Genomic DNA, 20,782 nt, shown 5'->3' with positions numbered 1-20,782 from the left:
GGGGGCCGCCATGGACCACGTCCTGCTGTTCGCCGCCATCGGTGTGGTCATACTGGTCAACCTGGCCGAGAAGAGCGTCGAGCACGAGCGAAGACGCGTCAGCGAGGCGGCGCCGCCGAGGGGCGACAGCCACGATCTTTCCCCGTACGAGCTGGCCTACCTGTCCGGCGGGCCGCGGCGGACCATCAACACGGCGCTGGCCGTCCTCGCGACGGCCGGCGCCGTTCGGGTGTCACGAGGCTCGCATGTCACGCCTGTCCAGGGCGCGCGGCCCTCGCCGGTGCCGATCGAGCAGGCCGTGCTCGACACGCTGGTCGCCAGGCCGGGCGGCTGCCGGGCGGGCGAGCTGCGCCGGGAGTTGGAGACGCATCCGGCGCTCGCCGGGCTGGCCGCCGGGCTCCAGGCGCGCGGCCTGATCGTGCCGGAGGACGCGTTCGGGACGGCGTGGCAGCGGATGCGGCTGCAGAAGGTGGCCGCGGGCGTGGCCTGCGGGTTCGCCATGCTGGTGATCGCGCTCGCCGTGGCAGGGATGGCGGGCAAGGAGACGGTGTTCGTCGGCGCGCTGCTCTTCAGCGCGTTCGCCGTCATCCTGGGGCTCACCGGGCTCTCCCGGCAGCGGCGCAGGCTGCTGAACGTGGTCACCCGGGCCGGGCGCGAGGCCCTGCGGTCGGCTCGGAGCCACCACCCGAGGGGCGTACGCGACCAGACCTCCCTCGCCATGGCGGTCGGAGTGCCCGTCGCGCTGTACGGGCTGCAGGACGCCGGCGACCAGAGCCTCTGCGACGAGCTGTCGGCCGGCGACCCCGGGGGCGACTGCACCGGCGCCTGCGGGACCTACAGCGGCGGCGGCGACGGCGTCACCTTCGGCGGCCACGACTTCGGCGGAAGCTCGTCCAGTTGCGGGTCGTCCGGCTGCGGCGGGGGCTCGTCGAGCTGCGGTGGCGGGTCGAGTTGCGGCGGCGGGTCGAGCTGCGGCAGCAGCAGCTGAAAAAGTTCTTGAGAGCTAAATGCGCAGAACGAAACCTTTACCATCCCCTTACACGTCTCTCCGGTAACCAGCCTGAACGGCTGCACGGAGGGAGGCCGTAATGGACCTTGTCCTGCTGATTCTCTCGGTGGCTCTGGCGGCGATCGCCGTCACCATCGCCTCCGCGATCAAACGCGAGCACGCCGCCGGTCGGGCGGCCGCGGACGGATCCCGCGCTCGCGACCTCGATCATTACGATCTCGCCTATCTGGCGGGCGGGCCCGAGCGGGTGGTCGACACAGCCCTCACGCTCCTGGCCGTAGAGGGGAAACTGCGCGTGTCACGGGGGCCGCGCTTCCACATCCTCTCCAAGGGATCCACCGGTGACGAGCCCCTCGAGCAGGAGACCCTGACCGCCGTCGCGGAGAACGCCGGTCCGTCGAGGTTCCTGGTGAACCAGGCGGTGGGCCGCGGCCCGGCCATGGGCAAGCTCGAACGCCGTCTCGCCGAGCTGGGCCTGATCCTGTCCGGCGCGCGCATCACCCGGCTCAAGTGGCTGGCCGCCGGGCTGAGGGTGGTGCTGGTCCTGGCGGTCGCGGCAGGGGTGGTCGTACTGGCCGGAGGTCCGGTGCGGTTCCCGATCGTGGCCGGGCTCCTCCTGGTGGCAACGGGGGTCGTCGCCGTCGTCATGCTCGCCGGCGTCCGGAAGTCCAGGCGGTTCGCGCGCACCCCTGCCGGGATCGAGGAGCTGGCCCGGGCCAGGGAGGCGCATCCCGCGGGCTCGGGAAACACGCGGGTGCACATCGCCCTGCACGGTCACTGGGCGCTGCGTGACACGAAGCTGAGCAGGGCGCTGGACACCTACGTCCCGGCCTCGCGGCCCACGCCCCGGCGCGGGCGGCGACGGGCGGCGTACGGTGGCTCCGGCGGTGTCGTCGCGGGCTCGGGCTGCGGCGGCGCGTCGCACTCCGGGTCGGGCTGCGGCAGCGGCTCCTCGGGCTGCGGCGGCGGGTCCGGCTGTGGCGGCGGCGGTTGCGGCGGAGGGAGCTGACATGTCCGAGCCGGAGGCGGGACGGCGGGCCGCGCCCGGGGACGGTCCGGGAGCCGAGCTCGGGGTGGGGGGCCGGCGGGCCGCGCCCGGGGACGGTCCGGGAGTCGAGCTCGGGGTGGGCATCGGCTGGCGGGCCGAGCTCGACCTGTCGATCGAGCGGATGCCCGGCGTCGACTTCCTCGAAGTGGTCGCCGAGAACATCAGGCCCGGCGACCTGCCCGAGTCGTTACGCCTCCTGCGTGCCAGAGGCCTGCCGGTGATCCCGCACGGGGTCTCGCTGGGGATCGGTGGCGCGGAGCCGCCCTCCCCGGCCCGGCTGGCCCACCTGGCCGCGTGCGCGCAGGCGCTGGACTCGCCGCTGGTCAGCGAGCACCTGGCGTTCGTACGGGGCGGCGGCCTGGAGGCCGGGCACCTGCTGCCCGTGCCGCGCACTCGCGAGTCGCTGCGGGTCATCACCGAGAACGTGCGCAGGGCGCAGGACGCGCTGCCGGTGCCGCTGGCCCTGGAGAACGTGGCCGCGATCTTCGGCTGGCCCGGTGACGAGCTGACCGAGGCCGAGTTCCTCGCCGAACTGGTCGAGCGCACGGGGGTGGGGCTGCTGATCGACGTGGCCAACCTCTACACCAACCAGGTCAACCTGGGTCTGTCGGCCGTGGACGCACTCGACGCGCTGCCGCTCGAGCACCTCGCGTACGTCCACGTGGCCGGGGGGTACGAGCATCACGGCATCTGGCACGACACGCACACCACCTCCGCGCCGCAGGCCGTCCTCGACCTCCTCACCGAGCTGTGCGCCCGCGCGGCCCCGCCGGGAGTGCTGCTGGAGTGGGACGACGAGTATCCGAGCGACGCGGCTCTGGAGGGCGAGTTGTCCAGGATCAGGGCCGCGATGTCCATGGCGCGGGAGGCTGGATGACGGACGAACACCCGGAGGCTCGGCGCCGTCTCGCGGAGGCGCAGGGGCGGGTGGTGGCGGCCCTCGTCGCGGGGGCCGCCGTGCCGGAGGGGTTCGATCCGGAGCGGATGCGGGTGCAGGCGTTGAGCCTGGTCGCCAAGCGGCGCAGCGTCGTGGCCAGGATCCGGCCGGACGCTGCCGCCGCGGCGGGTCCCGACCTGGTCGCGGAGTTCGCCGCCTACGCCCGGTCCCGCAGCGCGCCGCCGACCGGCTACCGCGCCGACGCCGACGATTTCGCCGCCTGGCTACGCGAACGCGGCCGCATGCCCGACCCGCCCCGCAAGCCTCGCTGGTGGTCCCGCTTCCTGCCCTGACCTGCGCTTATCCGCTGCCGGCCGCACTCCGATGGCGGATCGGGCATAGGCGGTTTAGCCGACATTGGGCCGGAAAATGGTGAGGGAATGGGGGGACTGCGTTGCGTTGACGGCTCTTATCTGACCGTCACGCCGGTGGCATGCAAGGACAGCGTGGGCACGCCGTACGAGGTCACCCTCGAGCTCCATAGGGACGGCACGCCGTACGGGAGTGTCGGGGAGCGCTGCGGCTGGCTGCTCGCGCGCCTGGCGCGCGGCGTGGACGAAGCCCGCGAGGGCCGGGGGGCGGCCAGGCGGTGGATCGATCCGGACGACAGGTTCCCCGACGACGAGCCGGACAGCGAGCTGTTCTCCTTCCGCTACCGCACGAGAGCGGGCCTGGTGGGCGGTGGCGAGCTGCGCTGCCAGCTCAGGACCATCCCCGTGTGGCAGGCGGCCAAGGGGCAGTGGCGGCTGACCAGGCGGGCGTACGTGGAGGCGTGGGGCTCGACGGGCGTGGGCATGCGTGCGGTGTTGACGTCGGCGGAGCTGGCGAGGTTCGTACGGGGCCTCGTGAGTGAGGCGGAAGGATGTCTAGAAGGTAGAGATCTGGCGAGGAATCCGATAGACGGAGCAGGCACGGGCGAATCGCGGTGATAATTGCCTGTTGGGTCAAGCGACCAAAGGCGACCGCTGGGGAGGAACTCCGTGGGCCTGCGCGATCTGGTCTACCGGCTGTATGAACATCGGCTGGAGTCCAAGCTGTCGAAGGACAGCATCCCCCGGCACGTCGGGGTCATCATCGACGGCAATCGCCGCTGGGCGCGGGCTATGGGCATACGTGACGTCTCCACGGGCCACCGCAAGGGTGCCGACAAGATCTCCGAGCTGCTCGGCTGGTGTCGCGAGACCGGCGTCGAGGTCGTCACGGTGTGGATGCTGTCCAACGACAACCTCAACCGGCCGAAGGAGGAGCTGGAGCCGCTCCTGCGCATCATCGAGGACGTGACGCAGGAGCTGGTGGACGAGGGCTGGCGGATCAGCCCGGTCGGCGCGCTCGATCTACTGCCCGATCGAACGGCCAATGTCCTGAAAAATGCAAAGGAAGCGTCATCGCACCGTCCGGGCCTGATTGTGAACGTTGCAGTTGGGTATGGAGGAAGACGTGAGATTGCCGATGCGGTGCGCTCACTGCTCCAGGAGCACGCGAGCAAGGGGGCGAGCATCGAGGACCTCGTTGAGGTGCTCGATGTGGAGCACATCGCGGAGCATCTCTACACTCGCGGCCAACCCGACCCGGACCTCCTCATCCGGACCTCGGGCGAGCAGCGTCTGTCCGGCTTCATGCTCTGGCAGAGCGCTCACTCTGAGTTCTACTTCCACGAGGCTTACTGGCCTGACTTCCGCAGGGTCGACTTCCTGCGGGCGCTGCGCGACTACGCTGCGAGACACCGACGTTACGGTTCATGACGCGACATCTGGGCATTCACGACGTAACGTAGGAAATATCCGGCCGCAGGTCGGATATCCGGAGAGGGCCCGCCTTTGCACCAAGAACTGCCGAGGGGGGCCGGGACCCGGCGCCGACGGCAGCTTGCGGTCGGGGAAGGGGGCCCGGTCCAATTCCCGCCTCGTCTGCAGGGTGCCCGCCCCAATGGGCGCCCGGGGGAGAACGTGTGGCAGTGTCCTCGAGCAACCCTACTCACCAGTCGGCGAAGCGCACGTACGTGCTCGACACGTCGGTCCTGCTGGCCGACCCGGCGGCTATGACACGCTTCGCCGAGCACGACGTCGTCCTGCCGATCGTGGTCATCACCGAACTGGAGGGCAAGCGGCACCATCCAGAGCTCGGCTACTTCGCGCGTAAGGCCCTGCGTTACCTTGACGACCTGCGGATCCAGTACGGCAGGCTCGACGAGGCGATGCCTACGGGAGACGGCACGATCAGGGTTGAGCTCAACCACAGTGATCCTTCGATCCTGCCCGTCGGGTTCCGCCTGGGGGACAACGACACACGCATCCTGACCGTGGCCCGTTCGCTGGACGCCGAGGGCTGCGACGTCGTGCTGGTGTCCAAGGATCTGCCGCTGCGGGTCAAGGCGGCCTCGATCGGCCTGGCAGCCGAGGAGTACCGGGCCGAGCTCGTCCACGAGTCGGGCTGGACCGGGATGGCCGAGGTCCAGGTGACCACCGAGGACGTCGAGGCGCTCTTCGACCAGGGCGCCGCCGACCTTGAGGAGGCCAGGGACCTGCCGGCGCACACCGGGCTGCGACTGCTGTCGGCCAAGGGCTCGGCGCTCGGCCGGGTGCAGCCGGACAAGTCCGTACGGCTCGTGCGCGGCGACCGCGAGGTGTTCGGCCTGCACGGCCGCTCCGCCGAGCAGCGCATCGCGCTCGACCTGCTGATGGACCCGGAGATCGGCATCGTCTCGCTGGGCGGCCGGGCCGGCACCGGCAAGTCGGCGCTGGCACTCTGCGCGGGCCTGGAGGCGGTCCTGGAGCGCCGCCAGCACCGCAAGGTGGTCGTCTTCCGCCCGCTCTACGCGGTGGGCGGCCAGGAGCTCGGCTACCTGCCGGGCACCGAGGGCGAGAAGATGGGCCCGTGGGCGCAGGCGGTCTACGACACGCTCGGCGCGATCACCTCGCCCGAGGTGATCGAGGAGGTGCTCGACAGGGGCATGCTGGAGGTCCTCCCGCTGACGCACATCCGCGGCCGGTCGCTGCACGACGCGTTCGTGATCGTGGACGAGGCCCAGTCGCTGGAGCGCGGGGTGCTGCTGACGGTGCTGAGCCGGATCGGCGCCAACTCGCGGGTGGTGCTCACCCACGACATCGCCCAGCGTGACAACCTCCGGGTCGGCCGGCACGACGGCGTGGTGGCGGTGGTGGAGAAGCTCAAGGGCCACCCCCTCTTCGCGCACGTCACGCTGACCCGCTCGGAGCGCTCTCCGATCGCCGCCCTGGTGACGGAGATGCTGGAGGACCTCAGCCTTTAGCGGTCGGGCTATTTCAGCTCGCCACAGGTGTACCGTCCCTCCGGCTTGGAGGGGCGGTGCACGTTCTCGCGGACGATCTTGACCAGCTCGAACGCCGCGTCCTGCTGCGCCGTGCAGACGATCTGCGCCTTGCCCAGCTTGGTCAGCGTGCCGTCGCCCCTGATGTAGACGGTCAGCGTCGAGGTGCGCGGAAGCTGGATCTCGTCCCGCTGCACGGGGTTGAGCGAGTCCTTGATCCCCAGGTACGTGAAGCCGCGCAGCGCGGTGTCCCGCTCGCCGAGCGGCTGTTCGGAGGCCGCGAAGAGCGCGCCGAGCAGGCTCCCGACGGTGTCGTTCTCGACGTCGGCCGGCTCCAGGGCGAGCTTGCCGTCCCTGATCAGATAGATCGTCTTGGACGGCGGCGGGATCCTGACGGTGGGCACGTTGCCGCGATCCTGGACGTCCGTGGGCGAGATGCCACAGGCCGCCACGGCGACCAGGCAGAAAAGAGTCAGAGCGAGGGAGTGCCGTCGCCTGGAGGAGCGGCGGGAGCGTAGCGACCAGAGCGGGGGAAGGCGGCGGCATCGAGGCGACCGAGCCCGCCTCCACGGAGTGGAGGCCATAAGCAGAGCTTTCATGAGTGTGGAAGCCAGACGGTGAACAGAGTGCCGGGGTTCTGGTGGCGTACGGAGATCGTGCCGCCGTGGAGGTGGACGTTCGCCCTGGCGATCGCGAGGCCGAGGCCGCTGCCCTGGCTGCGGGCCCGGCCCGCGCCCGCCTTGAAGAAGCGGTCGAAGACGTGCGGCAGCGCCTCGGCCGGAATGCCCTTGCCGTGGTCGCGCACCTTCACCTCCAGGCCGTTCTCCGTGCCCCTGGCGCTCACCACGACCGGCCGCTCACCGTGCTTGAGTGCGTTGCCGACCAGGTTGGCCACGATGACGTCGAACCTCCTCGGATCGAGGTTCACGGTCAACCCCTGGGAGGCCTTGACCTCCACCTGGTCGCTCCAGCCGCGTACCTCCAGGCAGTCCGTGATGGCGTCGGCCACGTTCACCGGCTCGAGGTTGAGCGTGGCCGTGCCCGCGTCGAAGCGGCTGATCTCGATGAGGTGCTCGACCAGCTCGCGCAGGCGCTCGATCTCCCTGAGCACCAGCCGTACGGCCTCCGCCGGCGCATCGGGCAGCCGGTTGGCCTCCTCCGAGAGCATGTCGGCCACGGCCGTCATCGCGGTCAGGGGCGTGCGCAGCTCGTGCGAGACGTCCGCCACGAACCTGCGTGACATGGCCTCCAGCGCGCGCAGCTCCGACACGCTCAGCTCCAGCGCCGCGGCCGCGTCGTTGAACCTGGCGGTCAGCTCGGCCAGCTCGTCCTGCCCGTGGACGGGCAGGCGGGTGTCCAGCCTGCCCTGGCCGAGCGCCTGCGCGGCCGCGCTGAGCCGCCTGACCGGCAGCAGCACCTGCCTGGCCGACAGCAGCGCCACGACCAGGGCGATCAGCACGATGGCCGCGCCGCCCTGGACGAGCGTGGACCTGAGCGTGTCGAGCTGACTTTCGTCGTCGTGCATCGGGAAGAAGACGAACGCACGCAGCCCCGTGGCCTCGGGCACGCTGTCGGCGTCGCGGTAGACCTCGGCGCCGACGATGAGCCAGAGCTGGTCATCGATGATCTTGCGCTGGGTGACGACGCTCTGCTTGGCCCGGCCGTAGAGCTCGTTGGGCACGTCGCTCATGGTCATGGACCCCTCGGCGGAGACCATGTTGCCGTACTCGATCAGCACGCTTCTGCCCGGCCCGCTCAGCGCGGCGGTCACGCGGTCGAGATCCTTGGTCGTCGGAGCGGCCTCGCCCGGCCTGAGCCTGCCGACGGGGAAGGTGATGCTGCTCAGCTCCCTGGTGACCAGGTCGAGCGAGGTGCTCTCGGCCCGGGTCACGAGCGCGGTCTTGGCGAGCTCGAAGCCGATGGTGGCGACCAGCGTCGACGCTGTGACGGCGACGAGCGTGAACGTGATGACGAGACGGGCGCGCAGCCCGGTGGGCAGCGGGATCACGGAGGGCTGAAACGGTAGCCGAACCCGCGCACCGTGTGGATGAACACGGGCTCGGCCGGCTTCGGCTCGATCTTCGCGCGGATCCGCTGCACACAGGCGTCCACCAGTCGCGAGTCGGCGATGTGCGTGTGGTCCCACACCTCGCGCAGCAGGTAGCGGCGGTTGAGCACCTGGCCGGGGTGGCGTACGAGCTCGAGCAGCAGCCGCAGCTCGGTCGGCGTCAGATGGATCTCCTTGTCGGCCAAGGTGACCTTGAGCGCGCCCCGGTCGATCACGAGGTCGCCGAAGGTGATGCGATCGGAGGCGGCGGACTCGGCCCTGCGCAGGATGGCGCGGATGCGCGCGTCCAGAACCCTGGGCTCGACCGGCTTGACCACGTAGTCGTCCGCGCCGGCCTCCAGCCCGACCACCACGTCCAGGTCGTCGCCGCGGGCCGTGAGCAGGATGACGGGCAGCTGGTCGAGCTTGCGTACGCGGCGGCACACCTCGATCCCGTCGATGCCCGGGAGCATCACGTCGAGGATCGCGATCTCCGGGCGCCGGGCCCTGATGTGGTCGAGCGCCTCCTCGCCGGTCGCATAGGACGTGACGGAATGCCCCTGCCGGGTCAACGCGAGCTCGAGAGCAGTGCGGACGGAGGGGTCGTCTTCAACAAGGAGGATGCCGGCCACGCGCACATTATTATTCCATGTCCCGAATGCCCGAACTAAGTCACCAAACTGTGACATGTCGTGGATGGGATCCAGAAGTGGGAGCGGCACCCTGAAACTGGCTCCCCTTCGGTCACGGGTGCCCGAAGGGGAGCCTGTGGCTCGTGTGACCAAAATCACACCGATGGGAAACGCCGTGCTTACCAGCCGGTTAATCAATGTAGAACCAAGCGATTACCGCGTTTCGGTTGCGGACCACCCCCCGGGACAAGGCAAGCTCATGGTTCGTGAGCCCCGGTCCGCAGTTGAGTGAGCGCCCCCCGAAGGAAGACCTGCCCTCGGCGCGCCGGCCTGCGCGTTTCACCCCGAAGCGGGTCATCATCATCGCCGCCTCCCTGGCGGTCGTCGTCGGCGGAGGCGGCTTCGTCGCCTACCGCGCGATGGAGAACGCCAAGAGGCCGCCCGTGGATCCTTTCACGGCGGAGCAGCTCGGCGCGATCGTCAGCGGCAACCTCTATGTGCCCGACCCCAAGAGCGACGCGCTCAAGAACGCGGCCGAGCAGGCGGCCAAGGCGGACAAGCTGAAGCAGGGCCGTTCCGGTGCGGGCAAGAACGACCTCGACTGGGTCGTGCCCAAGAAGGCGCCGGGCGGCGACGGGTTCCCGTCCATGAACTTCCCGCCGGGCAGCGATCCCTCGCCGGGCAGCAACAAGGCCACCGCCAAGACCATGCTCGCCTCCATGGGCTGGAGCGACCAGTGGGGCTGCCTGGAGCGGCTCTGGACCAAGGAGAGCGGCTGGAACGAGCGGGCGATGAACCGCTACTCCGGCGCGTACGGCATCCCGCAGTCCCTGCCAGGCAGCAAGATGGCCAGCGCGGGCGCCGACTGGCAGACCAATGCCGCAACCCAGATCAAGTGGGGCCTCGGCTATATCAAGGGCCGTTACGGCACGCCCTGCGCCGCATGGGGCCATTCACAGTCGGTGGGTTGGTATTAGAGGGTCAACTTTCCTTCTCTAATCGGCAAGCCGCCCCGCCGGAAGGGGTATATCCGCGCACGCTGGCCGCATGGGTGTGAAGGTCAGCGTGATCGTCAATGTCCACAATCCGGGTGTGACCGCCAACGCGTGCATCCGTTCGGCCGTGGAGCAGACCATGCCGGCGGCCGAATACCAAGTGATCTTCGTGGACGACGGCTCCACCGACGGGATAGGTGAGCGGCTCGACACCATCGCCGCCGCCCGCCAGAACGTCCGCGTGATGCACCTGCCGCACACCGGCTCACCGACGCGCGGCCGCAACGTGGCCCTCGCGGCCGCCACCGGCGACTACGTGTACTTCCTCGACCAGGGCGACCGGCTGGAGAAGGACGCGATCGCCCGCATGTACGAGCGCGCCGTGGAGACCGACGCCGACGTCCTGATCGGCCGCCTGATCCGGGACTTCGGGCCGCCGATGACCGCCTTCGAGCGTGGCACGGCACGCGCCGACATCCTGCGCGACCGGCTGCTCAGCCTGCTCGTGCCGCAGCAGCTCTACCGCCGCGCCTTCCTGGAGGAGCACGACCTGGGCTTCGCCGTGCCCGGCGGCCGGATGGCCGAGCAGGCGTTCGCGATGCGGGCCTACCTGCGCGCCAAGGTCATCGCCGTGCTCTCCGAGCACGTCTGCTGCCACCTCGGCGATCGGCGCGGGGGCGAGGAGGAGCCGCGGACGATGGCCAAGGAGCTGATCGGGGTCCTCGACGACATCGACACCTACGTCGGCGAGGGCCGCCAGCGCGACCGCATGTACGCCCACTGGTTCCGCTACGCGGTCCTGCGCCCGCTGCTGACCGCCAGGTTCGCCGACTCCTCCGTCGATCGCGGCCTGCACTTCCGGGTGGCGCAGGAGCTCGTGATGGAGCGGTTCCCCGCGCGGCTCGACCGCTACCTCCCGGTCCAGCTCCGCGTGGTGGCCGCGTACGTCCGCATGGGCCGCCTGGACCAGGTCGTGCTCCTATCGAACTCCTCCAGGCGCGCCGGCCTCCGCGCCGACCTGACCGAAGTGCGCTGGGACGCCCACGTGCTGGTGCTCGGGCTGAATGTGGAGGTCCTGTCGGGCGACGGCACGCCCGACAGGTACCGCACGCAGGGCGAGCGCGTGCACTGGATCCCGCCGCGCGCCCTGGAGACCGCCTCGCTGGACGACAGCGTCACCGACGTCACCGAGGCGGTCGAGCGGGCCCGCGTGGACCTCTACGTGCGCCACTCCGAGACGGGCGCGATCCACTTCCTGCCGATGACGCAGCACGTGGAGACCGTCCCCGACGGCCGCAACAAGGTCAGGGTGCAGATCAAGGGTGAGGCCAGGCTCGACGTGACCAAGGCCGCCCACGGCGAGCCGCTCAAGCCCGGTCAGTGGGAGGTGCACGTACGCATGTTCGGGGGCGCGAACCAGGCCAGGAGCCGGGTCGGGCGCTCCGACGGCCCGCTCAACTGCCTGGGCGTGCTGGCCCAGCGCCCCAGGGTACGGCTGGTGGTGCCGTGCTGGACCGACCACGGCGAGCTGGGCCTGGCCGTCGAGCCGCGCTCGTTCTCCGAGTCGATCGCCCTGGTGTCGCCGGGCGTGGAGATCAAGAAGCTCGACGGGCACGTGTACGTCGTGCTGCCGGTCCCGTACGTGCCGCCGAGCGGCGGCCCGCCCATGGAGCTGGTGCTGCGCAGCACCGGGCGGAGCGGCCGCGAGGTGTGCGCCCCGGCGCTGGTCGAGGCGGGGGTGCCGGGCAAGTTCGCCGGGCAGCTCGTCGCCAAGGTGCCGGTCAAGTGGATGATGCCGACCCCCGACCAGCTCGGCCCCGGCCGGTGGCTGTCGTCGCTGCGGGCGTCGGAGGAGGAGATCGGGCTGAGGTTCGCGCTGGAGATCCGCAGGGGGCGCATCCAGGTCCGGCCCGCCGCCGCCGATCAGCGACGCCGCTCACCCATGGGCCGGGACACCATGCTGCACAGGATCGGCAGGCGGCTGCCCGGCGCGCGTCACCTGGTGCGCCTGGCGCGCGCGGGCAAGCACCGCTACCTCAAGGACTGACCCAGCCCTCCAACTCCTCGAAGGCGCTCCTGAAGGCCGGCAGCATGGGCTTCAGACGGTCCGGATAGACGTCCACCAGGCTGTCGAGGTGGTTGCCGCCCTCGACGCGGTGGTAGCGGAAGGGGCGGTTCGGGCCGACCATCTTCGCGTACACGTCGGAGTCGCGGGAGATCGGCAGCAGCGTGTCGAGCGTCCCGTGGATGGTGATCAGCGGCTTGGTGATCCTGCCGGTCAGCGCGATCTTCGACACGGCCTGATAGGGCCTGCGCTCGTCGTAGTCGTAGTCGGCCGCCGCGCCCTGGTAGGACGGGTCCAGCTCCTTCTGGTAGAGCTGCTGGGTGAGCTCCCAGTAGTACTGCCGGTGGAACGGCCACAGGAACTCCGAGCCGGCCGCGAACCCGGCCGCCCGCACCCCGGCCTCGTCCGGGTACGCCTTCAACGCGGGCGGCAGGAAGGTCAGCAGGTTGTCGCCCTTGACCCGCCAGAGCGTGCCCTCCCAGTCGACGCCGCCGTCGTAGAGCCAGCCGCGGTTCTCCAGCTGCCACCGGACCAGGTAGCCGCCGTTCGAGATGCCCGCCGCGAACGTGCGCGCCGGCCGCTTGCCGTAGTGCTGCCTGACGACCGCCTTGGCGGCCACCGCGAGCTGGGTGACGCGGTCGTTCCACTCGGCGATGGCGTCGCCCGGGCGGCGGCCGTCCTCGTAGAAGTTGACGCCGACGTTGCCCTTGTCGGTGGCGGCGAACGCGTACCCCTTGGCCAGGACCCAGTCGGAGATCGTGTAGTCGTTGGCGTACTGCTCCCTGTTGCCCGGGGTGCCGCTGACGACGAGGCCGCCGTTCCACTTGTGGGGGAGCCTGATCACGAACTGGGAGTCGTGCTTCCAGCCGTGCGTGGCGTTGGTGGTGGAGGTGTCGGGGAAATAGCCGTCGATCTGGGTGCCGGGCACGCCCGTCGGGTTGACGGTGGCGGCCGAGTGCAGGCCCGCCCAGTCGGCCGGGTCGGTGTGGCCGGTCTTCACCGTGCCCGCGGTGGTCAGGTCGTCCAGCGTGGCCACCACGGCCTGCTCCGCGCCCGGGACCGTGAGCTGCGGGGCCGGCGTGAGCAGGCCGGCTACCAAACTCAGCGCGACGAACATCATGCCTCCCCGAGGTGGTCGGCCAGCAGGCGCCGGAACTCTTCCGGGCGCTCCAGGTGCGGGCTGTGGCCGCAGTCGTCGAGCAGTACCTCGCGGTACGGCCCGTAACGCTCCAGTACGGCCCTCGTCTGCGCCACCATGGGCTGGGCCGGCGTGCCGGGGGAGCCGGGCACCACGCCGAGCGCGCCCAGGTGGGCCAGGTCGAACAGCGACGTGTCCGAGACGATCACGTCGTCGGCGCCCCTGATCCACAGGACGGGCGGCTTGGGATCGATCTCGTGGAGGTCGTCCAGGCGGAAGTTGGTGGGGGCGATGGCGTTGAGCAGGCCGGTCCTGCCGGGGGCCACGCCGGGCCACTCGGGGGAGGCGGCGGCGTCGCCGGGGTAGTTGGCCTCGCCCACGTGGGTGGTGAGCATCGAGCGTACGTAGAAGTCCTCGTCGGGGACGTCGGGGTGCTTGACGTACGAGGAGCGGAAGACGCTACGGGGTGACGTGGGAGATTCATCCGACATGTCGCCCGCCTTGAGCCGGGCCACGAAGTCCGGGTTGGCGGCCCCGGCTCCCGCCCCCGTGCCGTCGGGGTGCGTGAGGAGGCCGTCCGGACCCTCCGTGCCGCCGAAGCCGTACGGGGAGATCGGGTTGACCAGGGTGACGCTCCTGACGGCGGCCGGCCGGTCGCGCAGGACCTGCAGGACGATGCCGCCGCCCAGGCTCCAGCCGGCCAGGTGCACCCCGTCCAGGTCGAGCGCTTCCAACAGCTCGATCACGTCGTCGGAGTAGTCGCGCAGGCCCCTCGTGGCGTCCACGGGCGCGGGGTCGCTCTCGCCGAACCCGCGCAGGTCCACCGCGAGCGGGCGGTAGCCGTCGGGCAGCGCCGCCATGCTGTCGCGCCAGAAGGCGGACGACGAGACATTGCCGTGCACGAACAGCACGGCCTCGCCGGTGTCCCTGCCCTCGACGGCCAGGACGTTCTGGGTGAGCCTCGGCGTACGGACCTTCATTTCGCGTGGACCCTTTCGGCCAGGTCGCGGCCCTGGGTCTCGCGCGCGGCGTAGACGGCGATCAGGGTGAGCACCGCCGCCACACCGAGGTAGGCGGAGATGGGCACGCTGCTGGAGTAGCTCTTCAGCAGCGCGACCGCGATGATCGGGGCGAGCGCGCCGGCCACGATCGCCGAGAGCTGGGCGCCGATGGAGACGCCGGTGTAGCGCATCCTCGTGCCGAAGAGCTCGGAGAAGAAGGCCGCCTGCGGGCCGTACATCATGCCGTGGAAGAGCAGGCCGACGGTGACGGCGAAGGTGATCACCAGGAAGTTGCCGGTGTCCACGAGCGGGAAGAACGCGAAGATCCACACTCCGATCCCGGCGGCGCCCGCCAGGTAGATCGGGCGGCGGCCGATCCGGTCGGACAGCGCGCCCCACATCGGGATCGTGACGAAGTGGATGGCCGAGGCGATCAGCACCGCGTTCAGCACGGTGGAGTTCTCGATCTTGGCCGACTTCGCGTACGTGATGACGAAGACGGTGAGGAGGTAGAACGAGATGTTCTCCGCGAGCCGCGCGCCGATCGCGGTGAGCACGTCCTTGCGGTGATACCGCCACACCCCCTTGATGGGCGGCGCCTTCTCCGGCGGGGCCTGCTGGAACACCGGCGACTCGGTGATCGTCAGCCGGATCCAGAGCCCGATCAGCACCAGCACGCCCGACAGCAGGAACGGCACCCGCCAGCCCCACGCCAGGAACGCCTCGTCCGACTGCCAGGCGGCCAGGGCGGCCAGGACGCCGGTGGCCAGCAGGTTGCCTCCGGGGGCGCCGGCCTGCGGCCACGAGGCCCAGAAGCCGCGGCGGTCCGTCTCCCCGTGCTCGGAGACGATCAGCACCGCGCCGCCCCACTCACCGCCGAGCGCGAAGCCCTGCACGAGCCGGAGCGCGGTCAGCAGCAGCGCCGCGGACGGGCCCAGGGTCTCGTACGTCGGCAGGCAGCCGATCAGGAACGTCGCGGCGCCCATCGTCAGCAGGCTGACGACCAGCAGCGTCTTGCGGCCGATCCGGTCGCCGAAGTGGCCGAAGACCAGGCCGCCGAGCGGGCGGGCGACGAATCCGACGGCGTAGGTGAGGAACGCCAGCAGCGTGCCGGTCAGGGGGTCGGACTCGGGGAAGAAGAGCTTGTTGAAGACGAGGGCGGCTGCCGAGCCGTACAGGAAGAAGTCGTACCACTCGATGGTGGTGCCGATCAGGCTCGCGGCGACGATCTTCTTGATGGAAGTGGCCATGCCGGTCACGCTAGGGAGTGACCGGCATCACTCATATGGGGCCGGAGCCCACAGTCTATGGGGTGGATGTGTGGCCGAGCCGATGCAGGCGGAGCGCGAGCTGGATCTCGAGCGCGCGCTCGGGCTCCAGCCAGCCGTCGCCGAGCAGCTTGCCGATCCTGTCGAGCCGTTGCGTGACGGTGTTGACGTGGATGTGCATGGCCTCGGCCGTACGGGAGGGTGAGCCGCCGGAGCCGAAGTAGGCGGCCATCGTGTCGGTGAGCGCGGTGCCCCTGCGGGCGTCGTAGTCGATCACGGCACCGATCACCCTGCTGACGAAGCCGAGCACGTCGCGGCCGTCGCCGACGAGCAGCCCCACGAACCCCAGCTCGGCCGCGCTCGCGCCGTCACCGGCCCGCCCGAGCGCGATCAGCGCCTCCGCGCACCTGCGGGCCTCCTGGTACGCGCCGGCGACGTCACCGGCGGCGTCACCGTCGAGGGTGGCCTTCGACGCGCCCGCCGTGGCCGGGCTGTGCAGGGACGCGCTCAGCTCGGCGGCCACGTTCTGGGCGACGCGGCCCGCGTTCTCGCCGGGCAGCAGCAGCACGACCTCGTCACCCCGCCCCGCCGCCAGCCCGTGCCTCAGCGCGGCCTGCGACGAGGCCCAGAACGCGGCCCGCTCCCGCTGGCCGCCGTGCTTGGCGACCACCACGACATGCGGCGCGTGCAGGTCGACGCCCAGCCTCCGCGCCCGGTCGGCCAGCCCCGGAGAGTCGGGCCGGGAGATCAGGTCGTCGAGCAGCTCGCCCCTGACCCGGCCCTCGGCCTCCGCCACGCTCCTGCGGAACAGCAGGAGCAGCGCGCACACCAGCGCCGCCCGCTCCAGGATGCGCTCGTCGGCGTCGTCGCTGCGCAGGATCAGCGTGCACAGCGGCTCGCCGCCGACGTCCACGGACGCGATCAGCAGGTCGCCCCTCCGCACGGTACGCCCCAGCGCCCTGGACGCCTGCGCCGCCTCGAACACGCCCGCGTCCAGCTCGCCCACGTCACCGGTGAGCGGGCGGCCCAGGTCGTCCAGCACGGCCAGCGAGCCGCCGAGCACGTCGGTCACCACGGCCGCCACGTCCTCGATCCCGCCGCCGCGCAGCACCAGCGAGGTCATCCGGTCGTGGGCCAGCGCGCCCCGCTCCACGGCGTCGCCGTGCTCCCTGGCGATCCTGTGGGCCTGGGAGAGCTCCTCCAGCGCGTTCCTGGTCTCCTGCAGCAGCCTGGCGTTGTCGATCGCGACGGCGGCGTGCGCGGCCAGGCTGGCCAGCAGCGACACCTCCTCCTGGTGGAACGGCCGGGCGCTGCGGTTGGCCGCCATCAGCACGCCGATCACCCGCTGGCCCAGCCGCAGCGGCACGCCCAGGATCGCGACCAGGCCCTCCTCCTTGACGGCCACGTCGATGTGTTCCTTGTGGCGGAAGCGGGAATCGGCGAAGTAGTCGGCCGTCGAGTACGGCGTGGCCGTCTGCGCCACCAGTCCGCCCAGCCCCGCCCCCATGGCCAGCCGCAGCGCCCGGAACTTGGCCGAGATCGAGCCGTCGGTGACCCGCATGTACGTGTCGCCCTGCTCGGGGTCGTGCAGCGTCATGTAGGCGACGTCGGTGGCCAGGAGCTGCCTGGCCCGGTGCACGATGGCCTCCAGCACGGCGTCGAGGTCGCGCAGCGCGGCCAGGTCGCCGGCCGTGTCGTAGAGCGCCGACAGCTCGGCCTCGCGCCTGGCACGCCTCTTGAGCAGCTCGCGCACCTTGAGCGCCTCGACCTTGGCCTGCTCCAGCTCCTCGATCGTCGCCGGGTCCGCCCCGGCCGCCCTGGCCGCGATGATCGGCCCCTCGAACTCGACCGCGGAGGCCTCCCTGGCCAGCAGTTCGAGGAAGTGTGTGCTCACTAGCGCGCCGTCCAACCGCCGTCCACTGGCAGCGACACGCCCGTGATGAACGACCCCGCCGGGCCGCACAGATAGTTGACCAACTCGGCCACCTCCTCCGGCTCGATCAGCCGCTTGATGGCGGCGGGCTGCAGCATGATGCTCCCCACGACCTCGTCCGGCTCGATGCCGTGCACTTTAGCCTGGTCGGCGATCTGCGCCTCGACCAGGCCGGTCCGCACGTACGCGGGGCAGACGCAGGTCGAGGTCACCCCGTGCGGCGCCCCTTCGAGCGCCACCACCTTGGAGAACCCCTCCAGCGCGTGCTTGGCCGTCGTGTAGGCCGACTTGTACGGCGAGGCCCGCAGCCCGTGCACCGACGAGATGTTCACGAACCGGCCCCAGCCCTTGGCGTACATGCCGGGCAGCACCTTGCGCGCGATCAGGAACGGCGCCTCCACCATCACCTTGAGCATCGTCGAGAAGACCTCGGGCGGGAACTCCTCGACCGGCGCGACGTGCTGGAACCCGGCGTTGTTCACCACGATGTCCACCGGCTCGTCCGGCAGCGACGCCACGAAGCCGGGATCGCTCAGGTCGGCGACCACGGCCGCGCCGCCGATCTCGGCGGCCACCTTCTCGGCGGACTCGGCCCGCATGTCGACGACCAGCACCCTGGCCCCCTCGGCGGCCAGGCGCCGGGCGCAGGCCGCCCCGATGCCGCCTCCCGCCCCCGTCACAAGCGCGGTCCGCCCCGTCAGCTCCTTCGCCATATCCCGAACCCTAGGCGCTCTCCGCGCTCCGACGCATGGGTGCGGGCGACATAGCTGAGCGCCGTTCTATGTGGATCTACGGACTCTGCTATGGTGAGCGCGTGATCGCGTATTCGTCCCAGTGGTGGCCCGCCTCCTAGGCGGACCTCCTGGCGTATACGCACTACGGCCGCCTCGACGAGGCGGCCGTCGGCATTTCTCGGGCGCCCCGTCGAGCACTGACGAAAGGGCGCACCCCATGACGACCTGGCCCGCACTGCTCACCACGCTGCTCGACGGCGTGTCCCTCACCTCACGCCAGGCCCGATGGGCCATGGAGCAGATCATCTCGGGGGCGGCGACGGACGCCCAGATCGCCGCGTTCGCGGTCGCGCTGCGAGCCAAGGGCGAGAGCGTGGCGGAGGTGTCCGGGCTGGCCGACGGCATGCTGTCCAGGTCGGCCGCCATCAGGGTCTCCGGTGACCCCGTCGACCTCGTCGGCACCGGCGGCGACCGCGCCAACACGGTGAACATCTCCACGATGGCCGCCGTCGTCGCCGCCGCCGCGGGCGTCAAGGTGGTCAAGCACGGCGGCAGGGCCGCCTCCTCCATGGCGGGCGCGGCGGACGTGCTGGAGGAGCTCGGCGTGGTCGTCGACCTGTCGCCGGCCGCCGTGGTGAGGGTCGCGGACGAGGTCGGCATCACGTTCTGCTTCGCGCCCGCGTTCAACCCCGGGCTGAGACGCACCTCCGGGCCGCGCCGCGAGCTGGGCGTCCCCACGGTCTTCAACTTCCTGGGCCCGCTCACCAACCCCGCGCTGCCGCCCGCCCAGGCGGTCGGCGTCTTCCATCCCGGGATGGCGCAGGTCATCGCGGGCGTGCTGGCCGAGCGCGGCGGCTCCTCGCTCGTCTTCAGGGGCGACGACGGGCTCGACGAGCTCACCACCTCGGGCCCCTCCACGGTCTGGGTGGTACGCCGCGGCACCGTGACGCGTACCGGCTTCGACCCGGCCGACCTGTCGATCCCGCGGTCGCGCCCCGAGGACCTGCGCGGCGGCGACGCCCGGCACAACGCGGCCGTGGCGCGGGCGGTGCTCGCCGGGGAGCGGGGGCCGGTGCGCGACGTCGTGCTGCTCAACGCGGCCGCCGCCGTGGTGGCCGGCGAGGGCACGCCGCCCGCGCCCGAACTCACGGCCGCCCTGGGCGCCGCCTACAAGCGGGCCGCGGACGCGGTCGACTCCGGCGCCGCGCTCTCCCTGCTCACCCGCTGGGCCGAGGCCACCCGGGCGACGGCGTCAGGGTCTCGTCATTGACAGCACGTCGAGCGCGGCGTCCAGCTGCTCCTCGGTCAGGGTGCCGTTGGCCACGTGGCCGCGCTCGATGACGACCTCGCGGATGGTCTTGCGCTCGGCCAGGGCCTGCTTGGCGATCTTCGCGGCCTCCTCGTAGCCGACGTACCTGTTCAGCGGGGTGACGATCGACGGGGACGACTCGGCGTACTCGCGCAGGCGCTCGACGTTCGCCGTGATGCCGGAGACGCAGCGGTCGGCGAGCAGCCGCGACACGTTCGCCAGCAGCCTGATCGACTCCAGGATGTTGCGCGCGATGACCGGGAGCTGCACGTTGAGCTCGAAGTTGCCGGACGCGCCGGCGAACGTGATCGCCGCGTCGTTCCCGATGACCTGGGCCGCGACCATGGTCGTGGCCTCGGGGATCACCGGGTTGACCTTGCCGGGCATGATGGACGAGCCGGGCTGCAGATCCGGCAGGTTGATCTCGGCCAGCCCCGCCCTCGGGCCCGAGCCCATCCAGCGGAGGTCGTTGGCGATCTTGGTGAGCGAGACGGCCACCACCTTGAGCTGGCCCGACAGCTCGACGATCGAGTCGCGCGCGCCCTGAGCCTCGAAGTGGTCGCCGGCCTCGACGAACGGGATGCCGGTCGCCTCGCGGAGCTTCGCGATGGCCTCCTGGGCGAAGCCGGGCGGGGTGTTGATGCCGGTGCCCACGGCGGTGCCACCCAGGGGCAGCTCGAGGACGTGCTCGAGGGCCGCGGAGACCCGTACGACGCCGCGCTCGATCTGGGTGGCGTAGCCGCCGAACTCCTGACCGAGCGTCACCGGGGTCGCGTCCATCAGGTGGGTGCGCCCCGACTTCACCACCCCGTCGAACTCGATCGCCTTCTCCCGCAGCGCCGCCGCCAGGTGCTGGAGCGAGGGCAGCAGATGGAACGTCACCTCGGTCGCCGCCGCCACGTGGATCGACGTCGGGAAGACGTCGTTGGACGACTGGGAGGCGTTCACGTGGTCGTTCGGGTGCACGGGACGGCCGAGGCGCTCCTCCGCCAGCGTCGCGATCACCTCGTTGGCGTTCATGTTGGACGAGGTGCCGGAGCCGGTCTGGAAGACGTCGATCGGGAAGTGGGCGTCGTGCTCGTTCTCGGCGACGTCGGCGGCGGCCTGGGCGATGGCCTCGGCCAGGTCCTTGTCGATCACGCCCAGCTCGCCGTTCACCTCGGCGGCCACCGCTTTGATCAGGCCGAGCGCGGCGATGTGGGACGGCTCAAGAGGGCGCCCCGAGATCGGGAAGTTCTCCACTGCCCGCTGGGTCTGCGCGCGCCACTTGGCGCCTGCGGGCACGCGTACCTCGCCCATCGAGTCATGTTCGATTCTGAACTCGCTCATGACTTCCAGTCTGGCCCACGGCCGCGCACTTCCCGAGGCGCGGGTGGTCGG

Annotated in this window: 19 protein-coding genes; 10 read left to right on the top strand and 9 right to left on the bottom strand. The window is 71.0% G+C overall.

Annotation, left to right across the window (positions count from 1 at the left end; genetic code table 11):
- The first annotated feature begins 10 nt into the window (after positions 1 to 10).
- The 7 genes from ABD830_RS26915 (at position 11) to phoH2 (ending at position 6,262) form a co-directional block, all read left to right on the top strand.
- A complete protein-coding gene (locus ABD830_RS26915; protein ID WP_344992822.1) occupies positions 11 to 988 on the top strand; it encodes a TIGR04222 domain-containing membrane protein in 978 nt (325 codons plus the stop codon).
- A 100-nt stretch (positions 989 to 1,088) separates the two neighbouring features.
- A complete protein-coding gene (locus ABD830_RS26910) occupies positions 1,089 to 2,018 on the top strand; it encodes a TIGR04222 domain-containing membrane protein (RefSeq protein WP_344992820.1) in 930 nt (309 codons plus the stop codon).
- Position 2,019: 1 nt separating this feature from the next.
- Positions 2,020 to 2,934 (top strand): MbnB/TglH/ChrH family RiPP precursor modification enzyme, encoded by a 915-nt coding sequence (locus tag ABD830_RS26905; RefSeq protein WP_344992818.1) that lies wholly within the window; start codon positions 2,020 to 2,022, stop codon positions 2,932 to 2,934.
- Entirely contained in the window at positions 2,931 to 3,287 is a 357-nt protein-coding gene (locus ABD830_RS26900; RefSeq protein WP_344992815.1) for an SCO6045 C-terminal-like domain-containing protein, read from the top strand. The genes ABD830_RS26905 and ABD830_RS26900 overlap by 4 nt, the downstream gene beginning before the upstream one ends.
- A gap of 135 nt (positions 3,288 to 3,422) precedes the next feature.
- Entirely contained in the window at positions 3,423 to 3,923 is a 501-nt protein-coding gene (locus ABD830_RS26895; RefSeq protein WP_344992812.1) for a hypothetical protein, read from the top strand.
- Between the two features lie 51 nt (positions 3,924 to 3,974).
- Positions 3,975 to 4,736 (top strand): isoprenyl transferase, encoded by a 762-nt coding sequence (locus tag ABD830_RS26890; RefSeq protein ID WP_344992809.1) that lies wholly within the window; start codon positions 3,975 to 3,977, stop codon positions 4,734 to 4,736.
- Between the two features lie 257 nt (positions 4,737 to 4,993).
- The gene (phoH2, locus tag ABD830_RS26885; RefSeq protein WP_344993053.1) at positions 4,994 to 6,262 is read left to right on the top strand and encodes an RNA 5'-3' helicase PhoH2; all 1,269 of its coding nucleotides are present in this window, start codon (positions 4,994 to 4,996) and stop codon (positions 6,260 to 6,262) included.
- Positions 6,263 to 6,270: 8 nt separating this feature from the next.
- On the opposite strand, the gene ABD830_RS26880 is transcribed toward phoH2, so the two are convergent.
- The 3 genes from ABD830_RS26880 to ABD830_RS26870 form a co-directional block, all read right to left on the bottom strand.
- Positions 6,271 to 6,684 carry a hypothetical protein gene (locus ABD830_RS26880; RefSeq protein ID WP_344992807.1) on the bottom strand — a complete coding sequence of 138 codons (414 nt, stop codon included), beginning with the start codon at positions 6,682 to 6,684 and terminating at the stop codon, positions 6,271 to 6,273.
- A gap of 191 nt (positions 6,685 to 6,875) precedes the next feature.
- Positions 6,876 to 8,288 (bottom strand): ATP-binding protein, encoded by a 1,413-nt coding sequence (locus ABD830_RS26875; RefSeq protein WP_344992804.1) that lies wholly within the window; start codon positions 8,286 to 8,288, stop codon positions 6,876 to 6,878.
- Positions 8,285 to 8,959, bottom strand: coding sequence for a response regulator (locus tag ABD830_RS26870; RefSeq protein WP_344992801.1), 675 nt, complete (start codon positions 8,957 to 8,959; stop codon positions 8,285 to 8,287). Before ABD830_RS26870 ends, ABD830_RS26875 begins: the two co-directional genes overlap by 4 nt.
- A 284-nt stretch (positions 8,960 to 9,243) precedes the next feature.
- Here ABD830_RS26870 and ABD830_RS26865 point away from each other — a divergent pair, with 284 nt between their 5' ends.
- Together ABD830_RS26865 and ABD830_RS26860 are read left to right on the top strand one after the other, a co-directional pair.
- Positions 9,244 to 9,936 (top strand): aggregation-promoting factor C-terminal-like domain-containing protein, encoded by a 693-nt coding sequence (locus tag ABD830_RS26865; protein WP_344992798.1) that lies wholly within the window; start codon positions 9,244 to 9,246, stop codon positions 9,934 to 9,936.
- Positions 9,937 to 10,006: 70 nt separating this feature from the next.
- Positions 10,007 to 12,001 (top strand): glycosyltransferase family 2 protein, encoded by a 1,995-nt coding sequence (locus ABD830_RS26860; protein WP_344992795.1) that lies wholly within the window; start codon positions 10,007 to 10,009, stop codon positions 11,999 to 12,001.
- On the opposite strand, the gene ABD830_RS26855 is transcribed toward ABD830_RS26860, so the two are convergent.
- From ABD830_RS26855 to ABD830_RS26835, 5 genes are read right to left on the bottom strand one after another with little or no spacing between them, the layout of a single operon-like run.
- On the bottom strand, positions 11,991 to 13,139 hold the full coding sequence (locus ABD830_RS26855) for an alpha/beta hydrolase family protein (protein WP_344992792.1): 1,149 nt from the start codon (positions 13,137 to 13,139) through the stop codon (positions 11,991 to 11,993). The two genes, ABD830_RS26860 and ABD830_RS26855, sit on opposite strands and share 11 nt — an antisense overlap.
- Positions 13,136 to 14,137, bottom strand: coding sequence for an alpha/beta fold hydrolase (locus ABD830_RS26850; RefSeq protein ID WP_344992789.1), 1,002 nt, complete (start codon positions 14,135 to 14,137; stop codon positions 13,136 to 13,138). Before ABD830_RS26850 ends, ABD830_RS26855 begins: the two co-directional genes overlap by 4 nt.
- The gene (locus ABD830_RS26845) at positions 14,134 to 15,408 is read right to left on the bottom strand and encodes an MFS transporter (protein WP_344992786.1); all 1,275 of its coding nucleotides are present in this window, start codon (positions 15,406 to 15,408) and stop codon (positions 14,134 to 14,136) included. The genes ABD830_RS26850 and ABD830_RS26845 overlap by 4 nt, the downstream gene beginning before the upstream one ends.
- Before the next feature lie 55 nt (positions 15,409 to 15,463).
- Entirely contained in the window at positions 15,464 to 17,320 is a 1,857-nt protein-coding gene (locus ABD830_RS26840) for a helix-turn-helix domain-containing protein (RefSeq protein ID WP_344992783.1), read from the bottom strand.
- Positions 17,320 to 18,072, bottom strand: coding sequence for a 3-hydroxybutyrate dehydrogenase (locus ABD830_RS26835; protein ID WP_344992780.1), 753 nt, complete (start codon positions 18,070 to 18,072; stop codon positions 17,320 to 17,322). The genes ABD830_RS26840 and ABD830_RS26835 overlap by 1 nt, the downstream gene beginning before the upstream one ends.
- Positions 18,073 to 18,310: 238 nt before the next feature.
- Between ABD830_RS26835 and trpD the strand changes: the two genes are divergently transcribed.
- Positions 18,311 to 19,363, top strand: coding sequence for an anthranilate phosphoribosyltransferase (gene trpD, locus ABD830_RS26830; protein WP_344992778.1), 1,053 nt, complete (start codon positions 18,311 to 18,313; stop codon positions 19,361 to 19,363).
- On the opposite strand, the gene ABD830_RS26825 is transcribed toward trpD, so the two are convergent.
- Positions 19,346 to 20,731, bottom strand: a complete 1,386-nt coding sequence (locus ABD830_RS26825) for a class II fumarate hydratase (protein ID WP_344992775.1) — start codon at positions 20,729 to 20,731, stop codon at positions 19,346 to 19,348. The genes trpD and ABD830_RS26825 overlap by 18 nt on opposite strands.
- Positions 20,732 to 20,782 lie beyond the last annotated feature (51 nt).

The organism is Nonomuraea helvata (assembly GCF_039535785.1).
Classification (GTDB): Bacteria; Actinomycetota; Actinomycetes; order Streptosporangiales; family Streptosporangiaceae; genus Nonomuraea; species Nonomuraea helvata.
This window is presented reverse-complemented; position numbering and strand designations above follow the sequence as displayed.